Raw genomic sequence first — 22,186 nt, 5'->3', positions numbered from 1 at the left:
TACGTCATATCATTAACATGATTCTGCCAGCTTCTTTTGTGAACATTTCAGGGAAACGGCAGATTGTTGCATACACCTGCTTGCTTGTCACAGGCTGACCGTCCTTTCTCAGGTGCAGCCTATGACGATTGATGGCATCGGCAATCTGGTCGGTTGTCATGCCGCCATTTCGCTTTACCATCACATATACTATGGCTTCTTCTATCTTCATCCTTTATTCATCTGTTTTTCAATCCATGCCATCAATACGGCAACAGCATATTCCTGTTCTTCCTTGGTCAGTGCCCTGCCTGCTGAGATGTGATGCCACTTGAAGAAGCATCCCCGGCAACAACAGCCAGTGGCATGTTGAGCCAGGAAAACAGGATGCCCACGCATGGGAGTCTGCTTGCCGTCGTTCGGTATGACAGCCGGAGCAAGTCTTTTTGCCACAAAGTCCTCTGCGTGTTTTCGTATCGTCGGCAATCCCTTTTCCATTACATACTCCCTGTCTTGCTTGGACAGATGGAACCGGCTGCGAAAATCAGACTTTGCCAATCTCTCAAAGAGATTCGTCAGGTCATACTCTTTCTTATCACCAGGAACGCTTTCTTGCGGCTCTTCCTCTTGGAACAACGATGGATATATGTATTTCTGTGACATCATTATCTGTTGCTTCTGATTTCTAATGTTATATCCATATATGACCGCTTGCCGTCTATATAGTCTGCATAGAGTATTTCTTCGCTTCTGCCTTTCAGAATATGGCACTTACCGCACAGCTCACAGTTGTGCAGACATCTCCATTCATTCAGAACGTAATCCAAACGTTCCTCTCGTGTAGATGATTCAATAGAGGGTGTGCTCATAATCAGTGTCTCCCACAGCGTGGTCAATCAGTGCCTGAAACTCTTCTTCCGTATAGTCTTCTTCCCAACCATACGTTACGTCCTTTATGCCCAAAGTAAACCCTAATGCCTCAGAATAGGATATGCCAATTTCAGCTGCAAGGTCTCTTGCCGCTTGAAAAATCTGCTCTTCTTTGCTTAAGGGCAGTTGTTTCGCTTTCTTATGTTTTTTCTTTGGTTTCCCCATTTGAGTATATTCGTTTAATAATCAGCGTTGATGGGCATCTTGAAATTCCTGTATTTCTTTCGGAGTTCCTCATTTTGCGCCTTCATTTCCTCATACATATCATTCAGTGCGTCAGGAAATCCCCATCCACAAGGGCTTGCCCAACGAAGGCATTGCTTGATTCGGGAATCATACTTGTCCCAAAGGTCATAAAGCACGATGTGGCGCAATGTCTTGTCGAAATTACTCTCAACAGAATCATAGAATTGCTCCCACATGTCTCCATAGTCATAAGTGAACTGACAGGCATTCTCCATATAGAACACCATCAATTCTGCGACTGAATCTTCCGAAGGCTTCAGTTTCTTGAAGTCGGACAATGCCTTGCGGCACACTGAGAAGCGTGTCTTTGGCTCTCTGTTTCTGCTCGGATAGAACTCTTCCCGTATGATGTGCTTATACTCTTCCAGCTTCTGGCCCTCATTCGGCTCTGCATAGAAGTCAAGATATTCCTTTGCCTCTTTCCGTGCAGAATAAAGTTCCAATACCATTTTTATTATTTCACTCTTGTCCATGGACATGAGGACAGACTTTAATTTAGATTTTGACATTTCTGCTCTTTTATCTTAAAAACGGGTCAATCGTTGCCAGCAACTCTGATTTCTGCATCACACCGCTCGTCCTCCACAACACTTCGCCGCGTCTGAACAGCATCAATGTGGGCACAGACTGTATGCCATACTGACTTGCAGTCACCCCATACTTGTCCACATCTACCTTGATGATGCGGATTCTGTCACCCAACACTTCCTTCACCTGCTCAAGGATGGGGTGCATCATCTTGCATGGCTGGCACCAGGTGGCGAAGAAATCGACCAAGACAAGTTGGTCACTTGATATAACGTCTTTGAATGTTTCCATTACGATTTTCTGTAAAATTATGCTATTTTCTTTCCTGTTATCTTACAATACTGCCCTGCAAATGTTAAAATCGAGAAGAATTCAATGAAAAACCTTCGTTATTTCAAAGAATATTCGTACCTTTGCAGCGCTCATCTATAGATAGAAGGAGTTTCGAGACCCGGTTGCCTTTGATGCAATTCGGGTCTTGCGTTTTATAGTGGTGTCTGCAATCTCTTTTTCATCTTCTTTTCCAAAGCCTTTAGTCCATACTCTTTGTTAAGATGGTATGCTGTCAACAGATAGAATCCGTTGCTACGTTGTTGTTCCAAGACAATAACATACTTTTCCACTTTATCATAGATGTATGTTTTCTTGACCTTACGCTTTTTGCCGTCCCTCTCTTCTATGGTAAATACATCCAGATTGTCTGGTGTCAATTCTCTCACATGGTGATTTATCCAATGAAGCCTTTGTGAACGAGCCATCTCGAATACTCGCTTTGGATAAGTCGTACCGTCTTCGTTCTCAACCATGATTTCTTCACAGGTAAGATGCTTGAACAATCTTGCCATGTCAATCTCGCCATCTGTCTTTATAGGATAGATGCGCCACCCTCTGAATGAGAATTGACAGTTATCTTCTATATCACGCTTGAATATTGCATGAAGATCATGCTCTCTTTCTCGTTCACTGAGATATGCCAGTTCCAGCAGCTCAGGGTATTTCTTGATAATATTCAAACTGCTCATTGGCTATTTCAGTGCGATAAAAAACAAATTAAACTTCTTTCTAAATTTGGGAGTTGTGGTGTTGAGACTGATATTACTGTGTTTTTTTATCTTTTCAATCAGCTTCATTTTGGCTCTCACCCTTCCTTCAACTTCTCCCTTTTCATATCTAAGGTTGTAGTTGATGGCTCCCATTAGAACATCTGCCAATTGGATGAAGACACTTTCGTGTGAACGTATAAACTGAAACCTGCCAATGGAAGAGTTGTATTCCATTATTTTTCTGAGCCTCTCCAGCTTATCGCTACTGCATGTGTCCTTGATATCCATATATATGTTATATGTATAATCCATGTCCATCTTGTGATGCAGCAATTGGTAGTACATGCGAAAGTAGAAATCATTAAACGTATAGTCTTCTCGTTTCTCGTCAATCTGACTCTTGTCAACAACCACAGCCCTAAATTCCATGTCATTCATAAAGAACCAGTCTATAAGCTCTGCATAGACTTTATACGTGGCCTCGTGGACATTTGTCCATTTCAGCTCATCACTATAGCCGTGCTTCTTCTTAATATCTTTTATGGCATCTTTTGCCATGCGGATTTGTGTGTATGCTATACTTGTACATCCCAAAAGCATGTAGGGATGACCGTCATGCACCATGTGGGTGCTTTCATCACAGTAGATGTTGAATGTCTTATTCATTGTATCTGTTTTTTGTTTATTCTTTATTCCTTTTCTTCAGCGGTCCACTATGAGGTCCACGGTTCAGCGTCACACCATGCTTGTTGAGTATGCGGAACACGGAACTTCGGCTTGTGAAGCCGCTGATGGCAAAGATGTCATCTATGCTGTGCCCCTCGTTGTACATGTTCACGATATTCTTCTCACGCTCCAGTTTCGACAGTGCCCTTTCCGACTTCTTGGGCGGCCGGATATTCTGTTGCAGATGGATGATGTGTGCCGATGCCTTGCGCAGCACGGCACACTCCTCAGAGAGTGACCCGAACATACGGATGACCTGTGAGGGCTTGGTGTCGGGGAAAAGTTCGTCAAACGTATCGATGCGGTCTTGGATGGAGATGATGCGAACCACCTTCACACGGCAGTATTCTATGAATGTAGCCAGTTCACGGGTGCCACGCAGTGCGTTACTGAACCTCGACACCACCAGCTCGTCGCCGCGCTCCAGACTCGATATGAGCTGCTTCCACATCGGGCGCAGCCTCTCGTGTTCGGACAGTTCCTCTATCACCTGAACACAGCCGTATTGCTGCATCCAAGCCTTGTCTTCTGCATACTCTTCGCCATTGGTGGCGATAAAGATGTAACCTACTTTTGCCATACTGTTGTACGCTATTAAATGAAATCAAGTGCAAAGGTACACTATTTTTCCGAGAAACAATCATACTTGAACGAAAAATCATACTTAAACACGATAATTTGCCATTTTCTTTTCACTTGATTTCATTGAAAATCATACTCGCAAGTATGATGCACAAATAAGATTAAACTTACTGTCATTCTTGCAAATATATCGCTGAAACGCATTAACTTTGCACCGTCAATTTCAAAATCAGACTCAAAATAATGACAACAATGAAATATGAACCCCAACTTTTCAGAGGACAAACCAACCTCCATTGCATGAAGCAAATATTGCATAATGCAAAATCAAACTCGCATGGCGGTATCAGACTTGCCATTTGTATTGCCACTGCGTTTGCCGTAATCATGCTGACAGCATGTTCAGACGGAAACGGCACGAAGTCGTTCCATTCAAGCGATGAAGCCATCAGAGAGTATCATGGCTTTCTGACCACTCTTCGGCAGAGCGACAAGGTCACCATCCAATCGTTGGCAAAGACCATCAATGAATGGCGCGTGTTGAACGATTCCGTGACATCGTGCATCTCACGTGACACTGTCAGGAAAGCCCACTCATACCCGTTCACGGTATATCATGAGTTGAACGACTCCATCCACATCGAGCTGTGCCGTATGGCGATGTCTAAGCAACGCACCTTTCACGACCTGCTCTATCTCAGAGAACAGACCTCTTCCCATGTTGGTGATGAGGAACTACAGCAAGCCGTGAAGGAAGCACAGCCATTCTTCGCTTCCTTGGATAGCCTGCCTATATATAATAAAGGTGGTAAACAGGCGGTACTGAAGCGTTACCTGCTGTTCCTGCAAAAATCCGCCAAGCAAGGCATTCACGGCAAGGAAGACCTGCTCGCTTTCATCAAGGAAGAGCATTTGTATTTCAAATCCTTCCTGCAATACCTGCCGGATTTTGCTGACGATGACATCGGTGACATCAGACGAAACACCGAACACTGCTGTCGGGAGATACTCCGTGCCGCCGACCGCAAGGATTTGTCCCACAAGGATGCAATGATATACCTCTCCATGCGCACCAACCACCGTCTGCTGCGCAACGCACAAGCGGCTATCGAGGATCTGAATAGTGGCAGGGTAAAGGACGAGCACACCATGCACGCCTACCTCCTGATGATGATGCAGCCGTTCATGACGATGGATGACCTTTCCGTGAGCGTGCTCTCCGACAAGGACAAGGCAGACCTCTACAAAATAGCCGATGCGCTCCCCAAGGAGATGGACGGTCTGGCCAAGAAACTGCACCTCGACAAGCAACGCCTGTCGGATATGCCCATGCTCATGATGAAGATTTATGTCACAAGATTATAAACACCCCAAACAGAGAATACGATTATGTTAGAACAGTTTTGCGATGATTTCCTTGCCGTCGTGCCTTTGCAGTTGCCAGAACTGCTGGACAAGCGCAAGATGGAGAAGCCTGTCAAGTATGACGATTACGTGCTTCTTACTTTCCAGTTGAACACCCCTTTCACGATAGAGGAGGTGATGGATATGCTCGAAGACGAGATGGAAATGATAATCCTCTATCACCACATTCCAAGCCGTCATACGGAGTTCGGACACAGCTGCTGTGCCTATTCCAACCCTTCTTTCGGACGGATGTTCAAGGTCAACGGCTCCACAGATGAGCGTGGCATGGTCAGCCAGATAAAAGTGACCATCTATGACTCGCTGGAGCACATGTCGGCAGATGTATGCCTCGACCTCAGTCTGCATTGCAAGAACGGGTTCTTCAAATACATGAAGCCCAAGGAGGAAGTCCTGCTCGACTTCATTTGAAAGTTACATTTGCCAGATGACAGTCCTGTTCTACCGCAACAACGCTCCATTCTGTTGTCCACAACAAAGGCCAAAGTCATGCCACAAGCTCCCGACCATCTGATGAAGGAAACGCTTTACATGAAGATTATCCATCTTCTCGACCGTCACCGCACATGGCTGGAGATTGAGAGCATCGCCACTGTCCGCAACCACACGATAGTCAGGAACGGCAGAATGACCGACATCCTCAGCCGTGTGCTTGTGGTCAAGGCCATCCACCATCATTTCCCCTACACGAGAGGGCAAGTGTGGCAGATAGCCGAGTACGACTTGGAACAGGCTATCAAGAGCCTTCGGACAACCGACGGAGCTTTCCGTCAGAGAATAATCAAGGGAGAACTGACACTGGAGGATATGGAGCGTATCATATCCACTGCCACACACGGTGTCGTCCAGCCCGACCTGAGTCCACTTCCATTATTCACATGCTATACATATTATGACAAGTAAGATACTGTTTCTCATCCTGATGTCAGCGTTCTTCTTTGTGACGATGATTCTGCACAGAAGCCGCAGACAGTTTATGACACGGTTCTATCTGCGCATGACCGCGCTTGTGACAGCAAGGAAGCTCTACCGGTTGATGCTGCTCATCCTGCTGTACGTGTTCCACTTCCTCTACCTCTGTGTACACTATAACGACATAGGCGTAGTGGCTTCCACCATAGCGTTTGCCATATTCTTTGTCTTTATGGATGTGGAGAGGTGGCTACAGCGTCTGCACGAGGAGCGGACACCCTTCTGCATCGCCGCGTTGGCGGCAGTGGTGTTTGTCTTCACTCCTCATCTGTTCACGCTTGCTGTCACCATCTCCTTTGTCCTTCTGGCATCACTGTTCTATCCCTCGCGCATAGTCATATCGCTGTGGAAGAACAAGGCTGACCGCAAGATGCTCCTCGAAGACACAGAAATGCTCATCATATACTACTATTAAGTATCACCTGTATCATGCCGTTCCTTTTGTATAATGGAGCTGGCGACAAACAACAGTATTCACCAAACAGATTATTGAAATGAAGAAACAGAAACATAGAACGAGTTCCGGCAAGATGTCTGAACGGATGTCCCTGTTGGAGTTCTTGAAAGAGAGGTCCGGGATAAGGCTGTCGAAGCTCGAAGCCTACCTTGACCTTGTAGACAAGGCTTCTGTACAGTACATCCCCAAGGATCTGTGCAAGCAGGAGTTCAGCCTGTCCAACGGGCAGTTTGTAATCACCATTACCGAACTGGCAGGATGCTGGCATTGGCACCGCGCCACTGTCCGCACCTTCATCGAGCAGTTGGAGAAGATGAACCAGATTTCCGTCACCCGTCTCACGAAGAGCCAAATCATCACCATCCCGATGTTGGCTGAGACACCTGCCGTTTCTCCGATTGACGCAGCCTTGGATGTGTTCCGCCAGAAGATGTGTACCGCATTGGACGAATGGCGAAGCGGCAAGATGTCCGCATCGGCTTGCGCCTCGGAATGTGAACAACTCTACGAAGATGCAACAGAGGAAGTAGCCATTATCTTGCAGAAAGCCGACAATGGCAATTCAATTGGCAAGGTGCCATGCGGAAGAAACATTCCCGAATCTGTAGGACACGCCTTTTGTATGACTGCACTCACAGCTGTCTGCGAAGCCACCTTCCATCAGGTGCTTTCGCAGGAAACAGATAACGCCCTCGTTACCTCCCTTCTTCCCTTCTTTTACAAAGACCTGGGAGGAGACTGGCTCTCATTCATCGAGGCGGCAAAGGCAATATCAGAATTGGCATTGGATGGCAGCTCACCAGCCTTGCATCAGGAAAGCGCAGCCATCAAGTCACAGTTTCAGTCACTCTGCCGACCGTTCCTTGCCATTGTAGCCAACCAAGAGGGCTCCTGTCCATCAAAAGGCTGTATTAACCTCTAATAATCACCGTACAACGCTTCTTCTTTTCTACTGGCACAGTGTTTACACGTCTGCCATTGCTGTAAAATAATCGGGCTTGCCCGTTGGTCGGAAATGAGGGAATTTGGGTAGCCTAATACCCCTCTTGGTCTCCGACCATCGGGAGGCTGTCCTTACAAGCAGCAAGCTGGAGACAGGAGAGTTGTACACACATAAAAGGAAATAGGTTATGGCAACACCAAAACAGGTTATGGATTTCCGACCATCTAAGGGAATCACCACAGCACAGAGCAACGAGCACCAACGCCGTTGGACGGAAAAGGGTTGGGGATCCGCTGAATCAACAGGCAACTACGACCGCAGCCGTGAGCGGCTCAACTTCGAGGTTCGGGGCGGCAAGGTTTGTCCTATAGACAAGAGCCGAAGCATCCCGGAGCGCATGGCAGACATCCTGCGGAGCCGTGGAATCAAAGACCCCAACGAGGGACTGGCAGAGCCACGCTTCCGCACAGTGGTCAATTTCATCTTCGGAGGCTCACGAGAACGTATGACAGAATTGGCATTCGGTGACCAGAAGGTGAATCTCACTCACGGAGCGGACAATTCGCATCTAACCCGATGCAAGGACATTGAGGAATGGGCAAAGGATGTTTACCGCTTTGTTGCGGACAAATACGGTGAGGAGAACATCGTCGCTTTCATCTTACACTTGGACGAAACCAATCCGCACGTTCACTGCACCCTCTTGCCAATCAAGGACGGCAAGTTTGCATACAAACAGATATTCGCCGGAAAGGACAAGTACGAGTTTTCTGCCAGGATGAAAGCCCTGCACAGCGAATTTGCCGATGTCAACAAGCGTTGGGGCATGGAGCGCGGAACTTCCGTCTCAGAGACGGGAGCACGCCACCGCACCACCGAAGAATACCGCCGCCAGCTGTCAGAACAGTGCACCACCATTGAGCAGTCCGTCGCCACCCATCAGCGGACACTCGCCTCGCTCCAATCGGACATCCGTCTGGCAGAGCGGAGAGTAAAAGGACTCACCTCAATGGTCAACAACCTCTTGCAGGAGAAGGCTGAGAAGGAGGCGGCACTTGCTGAATTGCATCGGCAGATTCTTGCAGGTCACGACAATCCTGATGCTCTCCGTCAGCAAGTCCAAGAGCTGGAGCAGGAACTGTCCGCTATCCAGTCGAAACTGGACGACAAGCAGGAGAAGCTCTCAGAGGCTGACCGCAAGCTCGATGCCCTGCGTGAGGAGATGACCGCCATGAAGGAGCGCACGGAGGAGTTGCGGCAGGAGGCACACAGATATTCCGATACTATCCGACAAGGTGCGGACACCGTTCTCAGAAATGCCCTTCTCGAAAACATGGTCAGCGAGTTCTCCGAACGTGTGGCACGGCTTTCCAATGAGGGCAAGGACGTGTTTGACGGTTCCCTGCTTCAGGCCTTTGCGGAGAATGGAACGGAGGTGATGTACTGTGCCACGCTTCTATTCCTCGGCTACGTCGATGATGCCACCACCTTTGCCGAAGGTCATGGCGGTGGCGGCAGTTCGTCCGACCTCAAATGGGGACGTGACGATGACGAGGATGAACGCGCTTGGGCACGCCGTTGCATGATGAAAGCTGCACGCATGATGCGCCCCTCTTCCGGCAAAAGGAAGAAACGATAAGCGGCACTGTCACGTATCACCTGTTATAGTATTCACCAGATTAAATTGAACAACATGAGAAAAATACTTATTCTATCCCTTGGCTTCGCCCTTTCATTGGGTGCGCAAGCCAAAGACTATCACCGCACGGCGGACACCACCACCGTTGTATGCAGACTTTCGGCAGACGGTATGCTTCGTCCGCTTAAACCTTCCTACATGAAAGGGGCATTGGTAGCTTCGCCATGGACGGACAACTGGTTTGTCCAAGCGGCAGGAGGAACTACGGTCTTCCTCGGCAAACCGCTCGGATGCAACGACCTATTCGGTCGCATGAAACCGGCATTCTCCGTGTCGATCGGCAAATGGTTCACACCTTCCGTCGGCGGTCGTCTGAACTATGGCGGTATGCAGTTCAACGACTGCAACAACTCCTCGCAGGACTACCAGTACCTGCGTGCTGATTTCATGTGGAATGTCCTCGGCAACCTCTACAAGGACGATGTACACACTCTTGCCAGATGGAGTGTCATTCCATACGTGGGCGTGGGTATGCTGCACAACAAGGTGAATGCCCACAAGCCCTTTGCCATTTCCTACGGCATACAGGGGCAGTATCATCTCTCCCCACGCATTGCTGTTACGGCAGAGATAGGCAACATGACCACCATGCAGGATTTTGACGGCTATGGCAAGGCACACCGCCTTGGCGACCATCTGCTGTCCGCATCCCTCGGCCTCTCTGTCCGCATCGGCAAGACTGGCTGGAAGCGAGTGATAGACGCTCGCCCGTACATCGCACAGAACGAATGGCTTTCGGCATACGCCTCATCCCTTTCTGACAGCAACAGCCGCTATCACGCCCAGCACGATCGAGATTGTCAGACTCTGGAGCAGCTGCGCAAGATTCTTGCCATCGAGGGACTTCTGGACAAGTACGGCCACCTCTTTTCTGACGATGCCGCTTCTTCCGTCACAAATGGCTATCCTCGAAACGACTACAGCGGTCTCAACTCGCTGCGTGCAAGAATGAGAGACAAGTATGGTAATGGTCAAAAGACAAAGGTCATGGAGTCCGCCTCTTGTACAGAAGAATATGGCAATGCTGAAGGTGAGCCGGAAGACGATTACCTATCGCTCATCCACTCAGGAAAGGCTTGCATAGGTGCGCCCATCTATTTCTTCTTTGAACTTGGCACTGACAGGTTGCTCAACAGGTCACAGCTCGTCAATCTCGACGAAGTAGCACGCATCGCCAAGAAATATGGCTTGAAAGTTAAGGTCATCGGCGCTGCCGACAGTGCCACAGGCAGTGAAGCCATCAATGATAACCTCAGCCGTTCCCGTGCCAGATTCATTGCAGAGGAACTGATGAAACGTGGTATGGAAAATGGCACCATCTCTCAGATTTTCGATGGCGGCATTGACGATTACTCGCCCAATGAGGCGAACCGCCATACCAGAATCCTGCTGTATCTATAGCCAGACATACAGCTCCGAACAAGAGCACTAAAACTTTTTTTTCATTGATAAATTTTAGAAAGGGAGGGCTTGTCCGTGATGGATAGGCCCTCCCTTAATCATATATGTATTAACGCATATTCTATGCGCATATCTTTTTTTTATCCGTGTTTCTCAGTACTTGACCAGTCAAGCAGGAAGTCATATATACTCATTATCTGTATGCCGTTTTCGTCGCTCCACTGCTTGGTATGTTCTCCCACGATCAGCAGTTTGCGGAAAGAGTCATCTACAAGACGCAACGACCGTTTCTCCTGTTCCATCTTTTCTGCATCGGGCATACGCCACGCCGACTGGATGTAGATCCGCTCGCTCCCTTTGTTGCAGACAAAATCCACTTCCAATGTCACCCTCTGCTGCTTTCCTTCCGTATTCCTCACTCGATGATAGACGTTACCCACATCCACGAGCCATCCTCGCATACGCATCTCATTGTAGATGACGTTCTCCATGATATGTGTCGGCTCGCTCTGACGGAACGACAGAATAGCATTCCTCAGACCTACGTCCTGATAATAATACTTGGACAACGAACCTATGTATTTCCGTCCTTTGATGTCGAACCTTTCGGATTTTTCGATAAGGAAAGCATCCTGCATATATTCCAGATAAGCCGACACTGTCTTGTCGGTTATGCTCTGCACATTGCTTACGGACTTGAACGTATTGGCTATATTCAGTGCATTGACAGGTGCTCCTATACTGGATGCTACGGTCTTCGACAATTCTTCAAATTCAGGTCTCAGTTCTATGTTGTTCCGCTCGTAGATGTCACGTAGATATACCGTGCGATAAAGGCGACGCAGGAAATCAGCCTTCTTCTCATCCCCAACCTGTGTAAGTAGTTGCGGCAAACCTCCGTACAGTCTGTATTCAGCCCAACCGTCTTCTTTCGAACCATCATACACCGTCATGAACTCCTTGAAGGATAGTGGCCACACATGTATCTCGTCACCTCTGCCTCGGAATTCCGTCACCAGGTCAGAGGACAGGAAACGCGAGTTGGAGCCTGTGACATACACATCCGCCCCTTCGGTAACTGACAAGGAAGAGAGCACCTCTACAAAGTCTTCCACCTCCTGCACCTCGTCGATGATGATATAATAAGTCTCATAGTCAATCATCATCTTTTCCACCCAGTCCAACAGGTAGTCCGGGTTCTTGAACTCTCTGTTCTTCCTACTCTCCATGTCGATGACGAGAATATGGTCTTCTCTCACGCCCTCATCCAATAGATGCTGATGAAAGAGTTTCTTCAGAAGGAACGACTTGCCTGAACGTCGCAATCCTGTGATTATCTTTATGAGCCCGTTGTTCTTTGAACGGCTCAACTGTTCTATGTATCTATATCTGTTTACTATCATATTTTACGAAAAACTGTCACTTGTGACACTTTTTCGGAGGCAAAGTTATATATTTTATCCTAAATCAAAGAAAGAAATAAAGAAAAATGCACTAAAAATCAATGATTTTCCTGTTTTGTAGTGTCTATTCCACTTGCCGATGCCCATTTTTCTTTGCAAAGTTACTGCCCGGGCGAATGGTCAAGTACCGCCATGCTAACAGGCAGAGGACTGAACGACAGCTTTCCGCAAATCAAAGATTTGGGTATTTCATTAACTCCTCCGTCTGTTTTCTTGCCTTATCGCCCTCATTCCGCAGTCTTTTGATGCACGAAAAATCAGTTCCCGACAAGAGGAGCCGAAAGGCTTCAAAAGGAGGGAAGAAAAACAAGTTGAACAAATAATTTCTTTGCGTATGGAATTACACAGATTATCAGAAAACGAGCAGGCATTTGTCGAGTGCTTCTCACGGTTCGTAAACGGTCAGATGGGGTCAGCCGCCAAGGTAGGCAATGCCCTTGCAGATGACCATCGCTATCTTATCAACGAAAAGGGCAAGGTGGTGTTTGCCTTCTTGGAACGCCTTGCCAACGACTATCAAAAAGGTCGTTATGACCAGCGTGACGAGTGGGTGTGCCGATTGGCAGCAGAGGCCATCGAACACCTTGTAGAGAACAGAATGTATTACAGAACACTTAACAACGATTGACTATGGCAAGCAGATTGATTACACCCGTATTGGAGGAGATACTGAAATCCTATCCTCTGTATTCACAGGACGGCAAAGGCAAGGATGCCGTTTGTGTGGCAATATTCTTCATCGGACACGTCCGTTGGTTCGTACTTGAAGGACAGCCGGAAGGTAACGACACCACGTTGTTCACCATCGTATGCGGTCTGCATGAAACGGAGTATGGCTATACCTCCGTCAATGAAATGGAGAGCGTAAAGGTGGATGGCTCCAAATATGGAGTGGACGAGATATTTCAAGTGGAGCAGTTGGACGGCTTCAAGCCGGTGAAACTGAAGAGCATTCCAGACGAGGATTTACAAGCATTCCTTCATAATATGGAATGACCCCAAATTAAATCAGCCGCAGGGACATTACTCCTTGCGGCTGACTATTGTTAGTACCTACTATGAGTAGTAAAGCCTACGATTAGTATATACTACGATACTACTCTCATCTTCGGAAAGCGGACTTGGCAACGTGCTCCTCTTGTACCTCTTCCTTCTGGTACTCCTCCATGTCAAGCAGTTGCTCATACGCAGAGCTGATGTTTGCGTCCATAGAATGGTTGTGGCTGAAAGGGAAGGTATGCTTCACAGAGAGTCCTGCATTGGTCACAGTCCCCACATCCAGGCTATCCTTATCCTTGTTATATTGCAGGTTCAGCAAACCACCATTCGGCATTTGGAATATCGGCATTTTTCGCTGCGCCAATTCCGAAAACTCTTCGGCGGTCATCTCCCTCGCCACAGCCTTCACGTCCTCACTGGCACGTCCTATGCCATAGCGAGTGATATGGTCACGCACTTCTTGCTCCGTATGCTTCAGGAACACCTCATACGTACCGCCGACACTCCCGTTATAGACCACTGCAAAGTCCTTGTCCTCTATTAGCAGGTCATCGCCTCTGTTCTGGCACGGCTTCCTGTAGGTCTGCTCCTCGTCCATGCCGTTCCCGTCATAGTATTCCTTGGCAAGCGTCAGCAGTCCTTGATAGTCACCTTTCTCCTTTAGCTTATCCAGTTCCGATGTGTCATCCGTTGATTGGAGATAGGCGATGGAGGCATAATAGACGTTTTCTTTCGATTGTGAAGGCTCTGTCAGGCTTTTGTACTGGGCAAAAGCCTCCTGATAATTGGTGTCAAGGTCTTTGCCGTGGTCGTAAGGAACAGAGAGTTTCACTTCCAGACCGTTACTCGTCGGCACAGCAATCTTTACAGAGTCCTCCTTCTCATGATGCTGGATATATACAGCAGAACCATTATATGCCAAGACTGCATGGTCGCCGTCATCTATGGATAGATAACTTTTCCCTTGCCCGTTTTCCTGCTCAGCCTTTTTCTCCTGGTCTATCTCCATAGCAATCTTGTCGATATGCTGCGTGAGCATTGAGGTAGCTTTTTTCACATCGAGTAGCGTGGTCTTGATGAACTGCGGCGACTCCTTCAGCGAATCCAGCCAAGACTTCAAATAGGCAGCCGAATCTCCTTTCAGATGCTTTGTCATGCCATACCGCTGAGCGGTCAGCGCAGCCGTCAGTTCTGCCACCAGTTCCTCGCGTGCATACTCTGCCGAGCCGAAGGTAGCGGGCTTGATGCGGTCTAACTGTCCCTCCGCACCCGTGGAGTGTCCCATCTCGTGGAAAAGGTTCGAGTAGAAAGACTCCCCATCCTTGAACTGCCTTTTCTCAGGCATCACAATCTCATTCTTGCTGATGGAGAAATAGGCGGAATCACCGAACATCGGTTTGATGGGACATATCCAACGGTTGTCCGCTATCATCCTATCCACGGGTTCAAAGGCAAACTGCTCGTCCTTCTCTACCTTGGGCATCGAGTATTCCTGTTCCAGTTTCTCCCAAAACTCTGGTCTGACCTCCTTCAGGTTGGTCTGCGCCACATTGAAGACATGGTAAGTCTGAAGCTTTGGATATACATTGTACTTTTCGCGCTCTTCCTGAGAGAGCAGTTTGTAGTCCTCCCACTTGATGTGTTCCTTTGTTTCCTTATTGACCACCGTAAACGTGGTGAGCATCACGGGGAAAGAATGCTCACCTTTCAGTACTGACACACGGGGCTTCTGTTCCTCGTCTTTCTTGCCAGTTTTGTTAAACTGCTGTATGCGGTCGAAGGTACAGAAGCGAGGAATCTTGTAACCCTCCTTCTCGCAATGCAGGAGCAACATCATAGCGTTCATGCCATTATATTCTCGTCCGTTCAGGTTTTTCGGCCATTGCAACGCACCTTCAGTAAACCAGGGCTTTTTCCATCCGTCTTTGCCCGACAGCGACTGAATACGCTCAATCATCATATCGGCAAACAGGTCGAGTGCCTTGTCTTCGGCACTCGGACCTTCCTTAGCATAAGGCTTTCCCATAGTCAATTAACCATTATAGGGCTGCGGAACATATTCGCTCATTTCAGACACTCGGCAGGAGAAGTCCAGTTTGTCATTGAAGACACTGACAGACAATGCCCCTTTGATGTTCGCTTTCACGCCTGGTTGCAGCCATGCCTCGCATTTGCCATCGAATAGGAAGAAACTTACCCAGATGTATTCAAATCCGTCCTGTACTTTCTCTGCGCTGAAAGCGGAGAACTGGCAGTACGGCACACCATTCTTGTCCGTCTTGTCCTCAATGCTCTTGCCCACCTTGCCGCGGAACTCCATCACGCCCTTGATGCAGTCCTCTGCCTCGTCAGGCTGGTGGCTGATGCTGCTTGCCGACAGGTTGAAATAAAGGACATCGCCCCATTTTCTTGGTACCAATACACCGGCTACCTCAATGCGTTCGCCGATGTTGCAGCTGCCCACCTCCGTCAGTGTCCCATCTTTGATGACCGACACCTCGATGGTCTTGTTAATCCCGCTCTTCGCTGGAATGACTACGTTCATGGCAAAGCTCACGAATGCCTTGCCCTCCTTGTTCGTGCGGCAGGTCGCAGCCTTGCTGACCGTTCCGCACACTGTTACATTACATTTGATCATTGCTCGATACTATTTGAATTATACATATCCATCGTCCAAGTGAAATGTCTTAGCAATGACAATAATCTCTTTTCAATCATCATATACTAGCGCACGTATCAGTTCATAGACTATCCACGCTGCTATGATAAGTTGGAAGCCGAGATAGATGATGGCCACGGTCTGACCGAAAAGCCATTGGGTAAGCATGAAGTGTCCTGCCACAGCTACCATACCCACCAGCAATGTACACAGATGACTTGCTATCCTTTTCATTTCCTTTGCAGATTTTGTTGTTGACTCTCAGCCTCCATCCCTTGCTCGAAGTTCTGCGAAGCCTGCTGTGTCGCCACGATGCCTGTCACCATTCCCGCAATCTTCGTCCGTTTGCTTTCTTCCGACAGATTGGCATTGCCCAAAATGAGCGACAGGCGGTTCATCTCCGAGGAGGTCAGTTCACGGTCAATCTTCACCGTACCGCTCTCTGCATGAAGCACAGTCTTGCCGTTCTCACCCACAGTAATGGTGCATTGCCTCATGCCTGGAACAAGCGAGGTCAAATCTACGAGCCGGTTGGCTGCCATGGCAGAGATAAGTCCTTTTTGTCGTTCCTCATCATTGCTGTCAATCTGCGCTGCCAACATCATCAGCGACATGAAGGTGGTCATCGCCATGTCGAGTATAGGGTCATTCGTTCCCGAAATGCCCACGCCGCTGTCCTCCGAGGAAAGGATTTTCTTCATCCAGTCCTCCGACGAAACCTTCTGCTCCTGTGGCGCATTGCTCTTGTATTTTGCCAACAGGTCATTGCCGTTATGCAGGGCCTGTAGCTTGATGTTGCCTTTCTGTCCGATTTCTGCCAGATAAGCGGCTGGATCCATATCCCTTTTTGAGCCGTCAGCCGATACACTCTTCACTCCGAAATGCAGATGCTCGCCAGTGGTTCTGGTGCCGGTATTTCCCGACACCCCCAACTTCTGACTGGCATTAACCACGTCACCTACCTTTACTGCTATGTCAGACAGATGCAGGTAGGAGCATTGCACCTTGCTGCCATCCTCACGGCTGTATTCCACGGTGACGGATTTCCCTCCTGCCGTGTTCGCATTATGGTTCACCGCCACCACCTTGCCGCCGTTCTCCGTGGCCAACACCGCCTCATGGTTCGTCTTGATGTCAATGCCCTTGTGCATCTGCTGCTTGGTGGCATCCATCGGATCCTGGCGATTGCCGAAAGGCGAGGTGATGAAGAGAAACTCCTCTCGCTCCACAGGAAAGGAATACCCGGCAGACTGCGGTACATGGGCAGCAGGCATTTCTCTACGAGGATTATTCTCCACCCCGAACGACCGACCTTCTGCCCGCATCTCAGCCATCACCTCACTGTCATACTTGTCCAGTCCGTTGGCTTCAATGATGCGCTGCAGACTTGCAGCATAACCGCCGCCCGTGGCATAGCCGGCACGCTCAATGCCCTTCGTCCATCCCTTGTAGTCGTCAGGCGACAGCGTGAAGCACTGCGCATAACGCTTGTTCTGCTTCAGGAACTGCGAGTGATGCTCATAACTGTCACCCACGCTTTTGTACTTACAGAATTTCTCGTTGGGCCTATCATCCGTATAGACTCCATACTCTCCGCCATTCTTCAACCACGATGCCGTAGCCTTGATGCCAAAGTGGTTGTTGCATTCGCGCGACAGTTGGCTCTGTCCGTTGCTGCTCTCCAGTATGGCTTGCGCCAAGATGACGGAGGCAGGAATCCCATACATCCGCATCTGTTCTTTGGCTTCCTCCGCATATTGTGCGGCATACGCTGCGTTCTTTCCCATAAGCCTATCTCCTTAGACTGGTGTGTTGTTCTGTTTCTTGACTTTCCTGTGCCATCTGCTTTCCTGTCTCTTTTCCAGGTGACACCATCTCCGTAATTCCACGCTTCGATGATGTTGTCTGCTTCGGCATTTCCAACTGGTCACAGATGGCCACCCGTTCACCAGCACGAATGAGCTTCGGCAGATAGGTGTCGAGGGCATGATATGGGAATCCTGCCATTGCCAACGGCTTGCCTTCATCATCCTTGCGCCCATTGCTCTTTGTCAGCGTAATACCCAATATTTTGGATGCCTTCACCGCATCATCCTTGTAGGTCTCATAGAAGTCACCGCAGCGAAACAAAAGAATGGCATCAGGATGCTTCTTCTTCAAGTCAAGATATTGTTGGACAAGGGGAGAGACAGCAGCCTTGACAGCCTTTTCATCCTTCTTTTCTTCTTTCTTTTCCTCTTGTTTCTTCTCTTCCCTTTGTTCAGAGCTTTTATCTTCCTTAAGTACCACTTCCTTCTGTTCATCATGCTTATCGACAATTGCCGTCTCCGCTTGCTTCACCTCCGTCGCTTCTTCCTGCTTCTCTTGTGTACTTTGCTCGACATTGTTGTCTTTCTGCAATACATCAGCAAACAGCGAGGCGGCAAGGTTCTGCTTGTAGGAATCCCTGTCAGGAGCCACCCACAATCGTTGCCATTGTGACGGACTGACACTTCTCGGCTGCAACTTCTTGCCGTCAATAGTGGCTGCACACAGGCATTCGCCCGATTTGGCACGGAATACTGCCACACGCTGGATGCGGTTCAAATCAACCTCCTGCTCATTACCTCCGAAGATGTCCACCTTCAGGTCGGGTTTCGCCTCTGCCATAGCATAATACTTCTGTGCCAGTTCCTCACGCACACGCTCGATGTTGTCCATCGACTGCTTCAAGGTGGTGAAGAAATGATTGAGGTCTCCTTTGTCGGGATAGACGGCAAAGCCCTCCTTACCTTCGGGCTTGATGTACAATGCCCACCGCTCCTTGTCATCCTTTACCAACTGCACATTGTCGAAACCGATGTCACGGCTGTGGGTTACGGCCTCAGAAGCATCCAACGAGGATAGGTCTTCGATAGACCAGTTGCGCAGTCTTGATACCGTGATTTTCTTGTCGGCGAAATAACTGTCGTCGGGACGGAAGCCCAAGGCTCCGTCGGGATTGTAGAAACGCACGTTGTCATAACCCTCTTTCTGCAAGGCATTGGTGAAGCGTTGCTTGTTCATGCCCTTGATCTCGTTGTTCACCTCCAACGATGCACCCTGTGGCAGCACCACATCGGCGGTCTTGCTGGCATCATCACGCACGATGACCACAGTACGCTGCTCCTCGTTGGGATGCTGCTTGATTTCGTCTGCTACGAAGTAGTGGTTGGGCAACTGCACCTGTATCTGCGCCGTCTCTCGCTGATGCTGGTCGGTGGCATACTCCACCTTTTCACCCAGTTCGGCTTTCTTCAACACCTTCAGCGCACCGTTCACCTCACTCTCGATGGCATCAATCAGACAAGGGTCTTCCTTCAGTTCCCTCGTCCAATAGTCCACCATGCTAAGGCTGTCCTTTGACAGACGGGCAGGCAGTCCCAGTTCGAGCATCTTCACGCCCGAAGCTATCTCAGTGATGAGTCGTTCCTTCTTCACGGCATCCTCCGACGGGGCTTTGCCGTTCTTCATGACCATGCCCTCACGTGCCAACCGCTGCTGATGACCGGTGGCAGACACCAACTGACGCATCATCTCCTGTACATAGTCATTGTAGTGCTCGAAGTCACGCTGCCGTGGCAGGTAGATGACATCCTTCTCGGTGTCGTAGTGCGCCACACCCGTGCCGTCCTGACGTACATTCACGAGGTTGTCCTTCATCTTCTGAAGGAATCCGTTGACGCACCCATGCAGCTGCTTGTCCTCCTTGTCGCCATAACCTCTATCCTCCACCGTGCCATCCTTCTTCAATGCCGTAGTGTAGGCTGTTTCGTTAGCCATAGGCAGTAGCGTCTGGTCGATATTGAACAGCACACGGATCTCACGGTTTTTCACTCCCTTGTACTGCTGTTTGTCCTGTTCCGACAGTTCTGCGTATGCCTCCTTGGTGATGACATCGTCGGGATTGTTGCGGTTGACGTACTTATTCCAATTGTAATACAGGAACGGCACACCTTTCTCATGCTCCCTCACGCTCTCACCCCGTGCCTTCGCTTCGGAGAACTGCGTAAACAGATTGCTCTTGCAACCCTTGGCATCGGAGTCAAGGGCAAGGACAAGGGCATTGAACGGACTGACCGAAAAGCCCTTGGGATAGAGCTTCGGATAGAGTTTGCCGCTTGCATTCAACCAATGTCCCTTGGCATCCACCGCACTCGTCAGTGCCTCAGTGAGCAGCGACACCTGCTTCTCCGCCGTCCGCTTCTCAAATTCTGATTTCTCTTTCATGCTTTTATCTTTTTGTTTATCTCAATCACATTCTATAATTGGCTTACCAAGCCACCGTTCCCGACAATTTTGTTGTCGGGCTTCACTGTATTCCCCTCGGTCGCACCACGCTCTCCCGTGCCTGCTCTTCGTACTGCATTGCTGCCATCTGTCGCATCTGGTCGTTCTTGGCAAGTATGGCGTTAGCCAATGTATTCAGCGGCAATGCCCCCGACTGATGCGCCCCAATCACACTGTCAGGCAGTTGAATGGTACAAGGCACATGGTCAATGTTGGCAACGAGACACCGCCCTTGCAGCATCGGGTTGCTGATACGAGGATTGAGTGGTTCATCAGGATATTGGCGGTACTGAATGCGAGATGCAGCAGGACTAACTGTAGGTGCAATGCCTTCCTGCTGTTTCCTGCCCAGCACCTCATGTCCCGCTTTGTTGAGCAGATTGGCACCTCCCATACCCATCAACAGCATCTTCAGTATAGGATTCTTCACGAACATTCCAGCCACGATAGAGGCCAAAGGAAGGAGGCTATTGTCCATATTCAGCGATTTTGTCTTGCCAGTGAACAGTCCCACCAGTACATCGGGCAGCATCGCCAACACATAACCAAGGTTCTTGCCGATGTCTGAAAAGCCGTTCAGTCCAAAACTCTGCAACAGCCCGTCCCATCCATTTTCGTTTGTTTGTAAGGCTGTTTCCTCCTGCTGGACTACAGATGGTGTTGCCTCTTCAGTCGATGAATCAGGAGTTTCTTTCGGTTCTGCCTTCTTCTCCTTCTCAGCCTCTGCATCCAGTCTCGCCTTAACCTCCAGATACTCGTCTTCCTGTCCAGGCGCAACTATCAAGGGCACATCCTTGTACTTGCCTGTACGTTTGGTTGCTTCGTTTCTCTGAGGGTCAAGGAACGTACCTTTGTTCCAAGGAAAAGAGGTCTGCTCGGTTTGTTTCGTCCAATCCATAAAAGTGATATTGCTCGTGGGAATCTTGTTCTTGAAATGGCTGTTGGTAGCCTTGATATAGCTGTTCTCGTGGTTCTTGATGACTTTTGCCTGTTTGCGGAATGAGGCGAAGACGTTGGTGCCCGTACCGAAAACTCCCTTGCTGATACACTCCTCGACACAGACCTCTTGGCTGCTACCTTTCTTGCTTAGGTGCTCCATGCCGACATTCATCACCATATCGATACCGACAAACTTGGCGAAGGTTGCCCATGAGCCAATCCCTCCCATGGCCACGACATCGGCACCCGCTCCGGCTGCCCATCCCGCTGCCTTCTCTGTTCGAGAGGGCTTATAGGCTGCCTCTCCTTTGGCTTCTATCTCTGCGGCAAGGGGTGACTTGTTCAGTTCGTAGGGCAGACCGAACAGACTGCTTTGTGCCGCCTTGCGGATGATATAGTCGGCAGAAGATGTTGGCATACGGTCTTTCACCATTTTTTCTATCATCAGCTGCTCCATGCGGTGATCGATATAGGCGTATGCCAAATCACAACCGAGTTGTTTAGAGAGTGCATCGTACCGCTCTCGTCCTATCTCCGTCACCACCGCCTTGCGCCATTCCTCAGCCATCACGGCAAGGTCACGCTGCATATCCTTGTTGCCGACAATAGCCTCCTTGCACATCGCCAGATAGTCTTCGGTGGTCTTGCTGTTCCACTTGCCTGTAATCTTCAGCGTGGCGTATGGGTCATCACCAGGCATATTGGCAGTGGCCAATGAGCGTAGGATGCCAGCCGTACTGTTGGAGTAGGCTCGCATCTCGTCTGCCTGTCTGTTGGACAAGTCCCGTTGCACCCTGCCCATCACGGGGGCAAGGTGACACCCGAAGTAGTCGCCCATCAGACGCTCTATCTCTGCGAATCGCTGACTGTTCTTAACTGCCATATAC

The 22,186-nt window shown here is 49.2% G+C and carries 25 protein-coding genes; 9 read left to right on the top strand and 16 right to left on the bottom strand.

Annotated elements, in window-relative coordinates:
* Nucleotides 1–4 precede the first annotated feature (4 nt).
* The 9 genes from INE92_RS01760 to INE92_RS01720 form a co-directional block, all read right to left on the bottom strand.
* Entirely contained in the window at nt 5–211 is a 207-nt protein-coding gene (locus INE92_RS01760) for a hypothetical protein (RefSeq protein ID WP_005816302.1), read from the bottom strand.
* Entirely contained in the window at nt 208–645 is a 438-nt protein-coding gene (locus INE92_RS01755) for a DUF4186 domain-containing protein (RefSeq protein WP_005816300.1), read from the bottom strand. The genes INE92_RS01760 and INE92_RS01755 overlap by 4 nt, the downstream gene beginning before the upstream one ends.
* A complete protein-coding gene (locus tag INE92_RS01750; RefSeq protein ID WP_008144459.1) occupies nt 645–848 on the bottom strand; it encodes a hypothetical protein in 204 nt (67 codons plus the stop codon). The genes INE92_RS01755 and INE92_RS01750 overlap by 1 nt, the downstream gene beginning before the upstream one ends.
* Nucleotides 829–1,074 carry a hypothetical protein gene (locus tag INE92_RS01745; RefSeq protein ID WP_005816298.1) on the bottom strand — a complete coding sequence of 82 codons (246 nt, stop codon included), beginning with the start codon at nt 1,072–1,074 and terminating at the stop codon, nt 829–831. Before INE92_RS01745 ends, INE92_RS01750 begins: the two co-directional genes overlap by 20 nt.
* Nucleotides 1,075–1,088: 14 nt before the next feature.
* Nucleotides 1,089–1,664: a DUF6155 family protein gene (locus INE92_RS01740; protein ID WP_007837469.1), complete on the bottom strand. Its 576-nt coding sequence runs from the start codon at nt 1,662–1,664 to the stop codon at nt 1,089–1,091.
* A 10-nt stretch (nt 1,665–1,674) separates the two neighbouring features.
* Nucleotides 1,675–1,974, bottom strand: coding sequence for a thioredoxin (gene trxA, locus INE92_RS01735; RefSeq protein WP_005816294.1), 300 nt, complete (start codon nt 1,972–1,974; stop codon nt 1,675–1,677).
* Between the two features lie 194 nt (nt 1,975–2,168).
* Nucleotides 2,169–2,705: a hypothetical protein gene (locus INE92_RS01730; RefSeq protein WP_005816292.1), complete on the bottom strand. Its 537-nt coding sequence runs from the start codon at nt 2,703–2,705 to the stop codon at nt 2,169–2,171.
* A gap of 3 nt (nt 2,706–2,708) precedes the next feature.
* Nucleotides 2,709–3,392 carry a DUF3800 domain-containing protein gene (locus INE92_RS01725; protein WP_005816290.1) on the bottom strand — a complete coding sequence of 228 codons (684 nt, stop codon included), beginning with the start codon at nt 3,390–3,392 and terminating at the stop codon, nt 2,709–2,711.
* A gap of 16 nt (nt 3,393–3,408) precedes the next feature.
* On the bottom strand, nt 3,409–4,032 hold the full coding sequence (locus INE92_RS01720; RefSeq protein ID WP_005816288.1) for a recombinase family protein: 624 nt from the start codon (nt 4,030–4,032) through the stop codon (nt 3,409–3,411).
* A 254-nt stretch (nt 4,033–4,286) separates the two neighbouring features.
* Between INE92_RS01720 and INE92_RS01715 the strand changes: the two genes are divergently transcribed.
* The 7 genes from INE92_RS01715 to INE92_RS01685 all read left to right on the top strand — a co-directional run bounded on the left by INE92_RS01715 (nt 4,287) and on the right by INE92_RS01685 (nt 10,931).
* Complete coding sequence (locus tag INE92_RS01715; RefSeq protein ID WP_211420645.1) at nt 4,287–5,399, top strand: hypothetical protein; 1,113 nt, start codon at nt 4,287–4,289, stop codon at nt 5,397–5,399.
* A 24-nt stretch (nt 5,400–5,423) separates the two neighbouring features.
* Nucleotides 5,424–5,870 (top strand): hypothetical protein, encoded by a 447-nt coding sequence (locus INE92_RS01710; RefSeq protein ID WP_004319947.1) that lies wholly within the window; start codon nt 5,424–5,426, stop codon nt 5,868–5,870.
* Between the two features lie 78 nt (nt 5,871–5,948).
* A complete protein-coding gene (locus tag INE92_RS01705) occupies nt 5,949–6,362 on the top strand; it encodes a hypothetical protein (protein ID WP_211420644.1) in 414 nt (137 codons plus the stop codon).
* Entirely contained in the window at nt 6,352–6,846 is a 495-nt protein-coding gene (locus INE92_RS01700; RefSeq protein WP_005816282.1) for a hypothetical protein, read from the top strand. The genes INE92_RS01705 and INE92_RS01700 overlap by 11 nt, the downstream gene beginning before the upstream one ends.
* A gap of 79 nt (nt 6,847–6,925) precedes the next feature.
* Nucleotides 6,926–7,810 carry a hypothetical protein gene (locus INE92_RS01695; RefSeq protein WP_005816280.1) on the top strand — a complete coding sequence of 295 codons (885 nt, stop codon included), beginning with the start codon at nt 6,926–6,928 and terminating at the stop codon, nt 7,808–7,810.
* Between the two features lie 208 nt (nt 7,811–8,018).
* The gene (gene mobV, locus INE92_RS01690; RefSeq protein ID WP_005816278.1) at nt 8,019–9,470 is read left to right on the top strand and encodes a MobV family relaxase; all 1,452 of its coding nucleotides are present in this window, start codon (nt 8,019–8,021) and stop codon (nt 9,468–9,470) included.
* A 54-nt stretch (nt 9,471–9,524) separates the two neighbouring features.
* On the top strand, nt 9,525–10,931 hold the full coding sequence (locus INE92_RS01685; RefSeq protein ID WP_005816276.1) for an OmpA family protein: 1,407 nt from the start codon (nt 9,525–9,527) through the stop codon (nt 10,929–10,931).
* A 140-nt stretch (nt 10,932–11,071) separates the two neighbouring features.
* On the opposite strand, the gene INE92_RS01680 is transcribed toward INE92_RS01685, so the two are convergent.
* Nucleotides 11,072–12,334, bottom strand: coding sequence for an ATP-binding protein (locus INE92_RS01680; RefSeq protein ID WP_005816273.1), 1,263 nt, complete (start codon nt 12,332–12,334; stop codon nt 11,072–11,074).
* 394 nt (nt 12,335–12,728) lie between these two features.
* Between INE92_RS01680 and INE92_RS01675 the strand changes: the two genes are divergently transcribed.
* Entirely contained in the window at nt 12,729–13,022 is a 294-nt protein-coding gene (locus tag INE92_RS01675; RefSeq protein WP_005816271.1) for a hypothetical protein, read from the top strand.
* 2 nt (nt 13,023–13,024) lie between these two features.
* Nucleotides 13,025–13,390, top strand: coding sequence for a DUF2958 domain-containing protein (locus tag INE92_RS01670; protein WP_005816269.1), 366 nt, complete (start codon nt 13,025–13,027; stop codon nt 13,388–13,390).
* 106 nt (nt 13,391–13,496) lie between these two features.
* Here INE92_RS01670 and INE92_RS01665 read toward each other — a convergent pair whose 3' ends face one another.
* The 6 genes from INE92_RS01665 to INE92_RS01640 form a co-directional block, all read right to left on the bottom strand.
* Nucleotides 13,497–15,419 carry a zincin-like metallopeptidase domain-containing protein gene (locus INE92_RS01665; protein WP_005816267.1) on the bottom strand — a complete coding sequence of 641 codons (1,923 nt, stop codon included), beginning with the start codon at nt 15,417–15,419 and terminating at the stop codon, nt 13,497–13,499.
* 6 nt (nt 15,420–15,425) lie between these two features.
* Nucleotides 15,426–16,031, bottom strand: coding sequence for a hypothetical protein (locus INE92_RS01660; protein WP_005816265.1), 606 nt, complete (start codon nt 16,029–16,031; stop codon nt 15,426–15,428).
* A gap of 72 nt (nt 16,032–16,103) precedes the next feature.
* Entirely contained in the window at nt 16,104–16,286 is a 183-nt protein-coding gene (locus INE92_RS01655; RefSeq protein WP_005816263.1) for a hypothetical protein, read from the bottom strand.
* Entirely contained in the window at nt 16,283–17,839 is a 1,557-nt protein-coding gene (locus tag INE92_RS01650) for a glucosaminidase domain-containing protein (protein ID WP_005816260.1), read from the bottom strand. The genes INE92_RS01655 and INE92_RS01650 overlap by 4 nt, the downstream gene beginning before the upstream one ends.
* A gap of 4 nt (nt 17,840–17,843) precedes the next feature.
* Nucleotides 17,844–20,300 carry a MutS N-terminal domain-containing protein gene (locus INE92_RS01645; RefSeq protein WP_005816257.1) on the bottom strand — a complete coding sequence of 819 codons (2,457 nt, stop codon included), beginning with the start codon at nt 20,298–20,300 and terminating at the stop codon, nt 17,844–17,846.
* Nucleotides 20,301–20,382: 82 nt separating this feature from the next.
* Nucleotides 20,383–22,182 carry a hypothetical protein gene (locus tag INE92_RS01640; RefSeq protein ID WP_005816255.1) on the bottom strand — a complete coding sequence of 600 codons (1,800 nt, stop codon included), beginning with the start codon at nt 22,180–22,182 and terminating at the stop codon, nt 20,383–20,385.
* Nucleotides 22,183–22,186 lie beyond the last annotated feature (4 nt).

Origin of the sequence: Bacteroides xylanisolvens, from assembly GCF_018289135.1 — a bacterium.
GTDB lineage: Bacteria > Bacteroidota > Bacteroidia > Bacteroidales > Bacteroidaceae > Bacteroides > Bacteroides xylanisolvens.
The sequence above is the reverse complement of the archived record's forward strand: the minus strand, read 5'-3'. Positions and strand labels throughout refer to the sequence as shown.